Below are 268 nucleotides of genomic sequence, written 5' to 3'. Positions count from 1 at the left end.
CTATATATCAGGCCCTCAAAAGCAATACTGTGGGTGAAGACGGATTTGCCTCTGATGATTTTTACGGACTAATGGATCCTACCGAAGGAATTATTAGCGAACCTTTTGACGGAATTGATATTGCTGTGGGGCGTATGCTGGTTTCAGACAATACACAGGCACAGGAAATGGTAAATAAGATTTTAGAATATCATGATGCAAAATCATACGGAAACTGGAGAAACAACTTCGTTCTGATAAGCGACGATTCTGATAAGCAAGGAGACGA

Annotated in this window: 1 protein-coding gene; it reads left to right on the top strand. The window is 40.7% G+C overall.

All coding sequences use genetic code 11. The features are described 5' to 3' along the window. Nucleotides 1–71: 71 nt before the first annotated feature. Nucleotides 72–268, top strand: a 197-nt coding sequence (locus SB773_RS32110; RefSeq protein WP_410594397.1) for a C25 family cysteine peptidase, incomplete at its 3' end; no start/stop codon positions are given.

Origin of the sequence: Bacillus sp. SIMBA_074, from assembly GCF_046534555.1 — a bacterium.
GTDB classification, from domain to species: Bacteria; Bacillota; Bacilli; order Bacillales; family Bacillaceae_G; genus Bacillus_A; species Bacillus_A mycoides.
Note: the sequence above shows the minus strand (reverse complement) of the source record. Positions and strands in the feature narration are given on the sequence as shown.